This window comes from Halomonas sp. BM-2019, assembly GCF_017584085.1.
On sequence record NZ_CP071922.1, the window covers coordinates 2,529,295 to 2,534,243 of the forward strand.

At 74.1% G+C, this 4,949-nt stretch carries 5 protein-coding genes and 1 pseudogene; all 6 read left to right on the forward strand.

Annotated elements, in window-relative coordinates; all coding sequences use genetic code 11:
* Positions 1 to 226: pseudogene (locus tag J5F18_RS12625) on the forward strand (MFS transporter); the annotation flags it as partial.
* A 113-nt stretch (positions 227 to 339) separates the two neighbouring features.
* Entirely contained in the window at positions 340 to 1,014 is a 675-nt protein-coding gene (locus J5F18_RS12630; protein ID WP_346298968.1) for an ABC transporter ATP-binding protein, read from the forward strand.
* 7 nt (positions 1,015 to 1,021) lie between these two features.
* Entirely contained in the window at positions 1,022 to 1,450 is a 429-nt protein-coding gene (locus J5F18_RS12635) for a hypothetical protein (protein ID WP_346298969.1), read from the forward strand.
* A 28-nt stretch (positions 1,451 to 1,478) separates the two neighbouring features.
* Positions 1,479 to 3,356, forward strand: coding sequence for an ABC transporter permease (locus J5F18_RS12640; protein WP_346298970.1), 1,878 nt, complete (start codon positions 1,479 to 1,481; stop codon positions 3,354 to 3,356).
* Positions 3,357 to 3,372: 16 nt separating this feature from the next.
* Positions 3,373 to 4,581, forward strand: a complete 1,209-nt coding sequence (locus tag J5F18_RS12645) for an HlyD family efflux transporter periplasmic adaptor subunit (protein ID WP_346298971.1) — start codon at positions 3,373 to 3,375, stop codon at positions 4,579 to 4,581.
* A gap of 64 nt (positions 4,582 to 4,645) precedes the next feature.
* Positions 4,646 to 4,949, forward strand: a 304-nt coding sequence (locus tag J5F18_RS12650; protein ID WP_346298972.1) for an asparaginase domain-containing protein, incomplete at its 3' end; no start/stop codon positions are given.

Below are 4,949 nucleotides of genomic sequence, written 5' to 3' on the forward strand. Positions count from 1 at the left end.
CTCGCGCCTGGCCGGCAAGCTCTCCGGCCTGGCCCAGGGCGGCGGCTACACCCTGGCCGCCCTGGGGCCCCTGGGGGTCGGCGTGATGCTGCAGTTCCAGCTGGGCCTGGGCACCGTTACCGCGGTGCTGGTGGCGATCTGCGCCCTGGCCGGGCTGTTCGCGCTCTCTGCCGGGCGCAACCGGCGCCTGGAGGTCGACGCCGAGGGGCGGCTGGTGACCCGCTGACGCCGCCGCCTTGCCCTGGGTCAATGGCGCCCCCCCCAGGGGCCCGATTAGACTCGAGGCATACCCTTCCGGCGGTGGCCCTCGAGGCCCGCGGGCTGACTCGCAGCTATCCGATGGGCGAGGTCACCATCCAGGCCCTGCGCGGCGTGGACCTGGCCCTCTACCGCGGCGAGCTGCTGGTGATGCTGGGGGCCTCGGGCTCCGGCAAGTCCACCCTGCTCAACATCCTCGGCGGCCTCGACAGCGCCTCCGGCGGCGAGGTGCGCTACCGCGACCGCGCCGGTCACAGCCGCGACCTGACCCGCGCCAGCCAGCGCGAGCTCACCCGCTTTCGCCGCCACCACGTCGGCTTCGTCTTCCAGTTCTACAACCTGATCTCGAGCCTCACCGCCCGGGAGAACGTGGCCATCGTCACCGAGATCTCCCGGGACCCCATGGCGCCGGAGGCCGCCCTGGCCCTGGTCGGGCTCGGCGAGCGCCTCGACCACTTCCCCTCCCAGCTCTCCGGCGGCGAGCAGCAGCGGGTGGCCATCGCCCGGGCGGTGGCCAAGCAGCCCGACCTGCTGCTCTGCGACGAGCCCACCGGCGCCCTGGACTTCCGCACCGGCATCCGCGTGCTCGAGGTGCTGGAGACGGTCAACCGTGAGACCGGCACCACGGTGGCGATCATCACCCACAACGAGGTGATCGGCGAGATGGCCGACCGGGTGATCCGCCTGCGCGACGGCCGGGTCGACGAGATCCATGTCAATCCCGGCCGGCGCCCGGCCCGGGACCTGCGCTGGTGATGCCGCCATGAGGACCCTCGACCGCAAGCTCGTCCGCGACCTGTGGCGCCTCAAGGGGCAGACCCTGGCCATCGCCGCGGTGATCGCCGGCGGCGTCATGACCCTGATCCTGGCGGTGACCACCCTGGAGGCGCTCGCCGGTGCCCGCGACCGCTTCTACGCCAGCCACCACTTCGCCGAGGTGTTCGCCGACGTCAAGCGCGCGCCCTTGGGCGTGGTGTCACGGCTGCAGGCGATCGAGGGGGTCAACCTGGTCGAGCCCCGGGTCCAGGCCGCCATGCGCCTCTCGGTGGCGGGCTTCGACGACCCGGTGCGGGGGCTCGCCCAGTCGCTGCCCGATGGCCGCCAGCCGATGCTCAACCGCCTGCACCTGGTGGCCGGCGGCCTGCCCGAGGCGGGCCTTCGCCGAGGCCCACGGCCTGCGCCCGGGCGATAGCCTGGAGGCGATCATCGATGGCCGGCGTGTGCGCCTGCGCCTCGCCGGCATCGCCTTGAGCCCGGAGTTCCTCTACCAGGTGGCGCCCACCGACCTGATGCCCGACTACCGGCGCTACGCCATCCTGTGGATGAACCAGCGCGCCCTGGCCAACGCCTTCGGCATGGAGGGCGCCTTCAACCAGGTCACCCTGACCCTGCAGGCCGGTGCACGCCGCGAGGCAGTGATCGATGCCCTGGACCTGGCCCTGGCCCGCTACGGCGGCACCGGCGCCTGGACCCGCGACGACCAGCCCTCCCACCGCTTCATCGAGGAGGAGCTCAACCAGCAGCGCCTGCAGGCCACGGTGCTGCCGGCGATCTTCCTCTCGGTCTCGGCCTTCCTGCTCCATGTGGTGATGGGGCGGATGATCCAGACCCAGCGCGAGCAGGTCGCGGTGCTCAAGGCCTTCGGCTACCGCGACGGGGAGCTGGCGCGCCATTTCGGCCTGCTGGCCGGGGCGATCGTGCTGCTGGGCTGGGCGCTGGGCGTGGCGCTGGGCGCCTGGGCGGCCAGCGGCCTGGCCGGCCTCTACCGCGAGTACTTCCGCTTCCCCGAGATGCCCTTCCGGGTGCCGCCCTGGGCGCTCGCCCTGTCCCTCGGGGTGGTCGGCCTGGCTGCCCTGGTCGGCACCTGGCACGCGGTGTGGCAGGCGGTGAGCCGCCCCCCCGCCGAGGCGATGCGCCCCCCGGCGCCGGCGCGCTTCCGCCGCAGCGCGCTCGAGCGGGCCCTCCCCGCGGCCCTGCTCGGCCACGAGGGCCGCATCGTGCTGCGCCACCTCGCGCGCCACCCGGCCAAGGCCGGCCTCTCGGTGGCCGGCATCGCCCTCTCCGCCGGCCTGCTGATGATGGGCGCCTACCAGCTCGACGCCGTGGAGGCGATGATCGACCAGCAGTACCGCCAAGTGCTGCGCATGGACGTTGAGCTCACCTTCACCGAGATCACCCCGGCCCGGGCCGCGGGGGAGCTGCGCCATCAGCCCGGGGTGCTGGCCGTGGAGGGCTGGCGCCGGGTGCCGGCCACCCTGATCCACGGCCACCGCGAGGAGCGCATCGGCCTGCTGGGCCTGGACGCGACGCCGCGGCTGCGCCAGGTGCTGGACGCCGCCGGTCGCCCCCAGCGCCTGCCCGAGGAGGGCCTGATGCTGACCCGCTACCTGGCCGATTCGCTGGGGGCCCGGGTCGGCGACGAACTGGAGGTGGTGATCATGGAGGGCCAGCGGCGGCGCCTGAGCCTGCCCCTGGCGGCCCTGGTGGACGAACCCCTGGGGGTCGGCGCCTACCTGCGACGCGAGCGGCTCAACGCCCTGATGGGCGAGGGACCGGCGATCAGCGGCGCCTGGCTGCTGGTCGACCCCGACCGGCACGACGCCCTGAATGCGGCCCTGTGGGAGATGCCGGGCATCGCCGCCATCGGCCGGCTCGACCAGGCCGAGCGCGGCATCCGCGACTACCTGGATGAGACCATCCTGCTGTTCGCCGCCATCTTCTTGGCCATCGCCTCCTCGATCGCCTTCGGGGTGGTCTACAACAACGCCCGCGTCGCCTTCGCCGAGCGCGCCCGGGAGCTCGCGACCCTGCAGGTGCTGGGCTATACCCGGGCCGAGGTGGCGCGCATCCTGCTCGGCGAGATCGCCCTGCTGACGCTGCTCGCCCTCCCGCCGGGCTGGGCCATCGGCATCGCCTTCAGCCACCTGCTCAACCAGGCCTTCAGCAGCGACCTGTTCCGCGTGCCGCTGGTGCTCACCCCCCAGGCCTTCGCCGTGGCCGCCAGCGGCGTGCTGGCCGCCTCCCTCATCGTGGGGGTGATGGTGGTGGTGCGCCTGGGGCGGCTGGACAAGCTGCGCGTCCTGAAGGCCGTGGAATGAAACAAGGAGAGCGCCCATGAGATCGCGTCCCTGGATCCGGCCCCTGCTGTGGAGCCTGGTCGGCCTCGCGCTGCTGGCCCTGCTGGCCTGGGCGCTGCGGCCGGCGCCGGTGCCGGTGAGCGTGGCCCGGGTCAGCCTCGCGCCCTTCGTCGATTCGGTGACCGAGGAGGGCCGCACCCGGCTGCGCGACACCTGGAACGTCTCGGTGCCCATCGCCGGCTACCTGCAGCGCGTTACCCTCGAGGTCGGCGACGAGGTCGAGCGGGGCCAGACGCTGTTTCGCCTCGAGCCCACTCCCGCCCCGGCCCTGGACCCTCGCGCCCGCCAACAGGCCGAGGACAACCTGCAGGCCGCCGAGGCGCGCCTGCGCGCCACCCAGGCCAACCTGGAGACGGCGCGGGCCGAGCGGCGCTTCGCCGAGGCGGAGTACGCGCGCTACCGCACCCTGCATCAGCGCAACCTGGTCTCCACCGCCGACCTCGACCAGCGCCAGAGCCAGCGCGACCGCCAGCGCGCCATCGAGAACGCCGCTGCCTCCAGCGTCGAGGCGGCCCGCTTCGAGGTGGAGAGCGCCCGGGCGGTATTGGCGGTGGCCAGCGGCCAGCGCGGCGACGAGGAGCACCCCGAACTGGAGGTCCGGGCGCCGATCAGCGGCACGGTGCTGACCCGCTACCGCTGCTGCGAGGGCAGCGTCGCCGCCGGCGAGCCGATCCTGGAGCTCGGCGACCTGGCCGACCTGGAGGTGCAGGTGGACCTGCTCTCCATGGATGCCGTGCGGGTACGCCCCGACATGGCGGTGCGCCTGAGCGGCTGGGGCGGCGAGGCGGCCCTCGACGGCCGGGTGCGGCGCATCGAGCCCACCGGCTTCACCCGCGTCTCGGCGCTGGGCGTCGACGAGCAGCGGGTGCCGGTGATCATCGACTTCGACGGAGAGGCCGAGCCCGCCGCCCTGGGCCTCGGCAGCGGCTTCCGGGTCGACGCCGAGTTCCTGGTCTGGCAGGCCGATGCGGTGGTGCAGCTGCCCACCAGCGCCCTGTTCCGCGCCGACGGCCAGTGGGTGGTGTTCCGCGTGGAGGAGGGTCGCGCCCGCCAGGCGCCGGTGACCCTGGGGCGGCGCAGCGGCCTCGTCACCCAGCTGCTGGACGGCCTGGAGGTCGGCGACCTCGTCATCACCCATCCGGGCGAGCGGGTCGCCGAGGGCGTGCGGGTGCGAATCGACGGATGAGCCTGGCGGCCCCGTCCGCCCCTTCGTATCATGGTCGACCTCACCCGACTCCCGGAGCCTGCCCATGCCTGTCGACGCCGCCCCTCACGCCCTGCGCCCCCCGCTGGTGGTCTACACCGGGGGCACCCTGGGCATGGTGGCGGGCGAGCACGGCCTGGCCCCCGGCGGCGACATCGCGGCGCGCCTGGCCCGCGCCCTGGCCGCCCTGCCCGCCCAGCGCCGCGCAGCGCTTCCCGACCATGAGGTGCTGGCCCTGCCCGCCCCCATCGACTCCAGCGCCGCCACCCCGCGGGAGTGGCAGCGCCTGGCGGGGCAGCTGGCCGGCCGCCTGCGCCGGCACGCCGGCATCGTGGTGCTGCACGGCACCG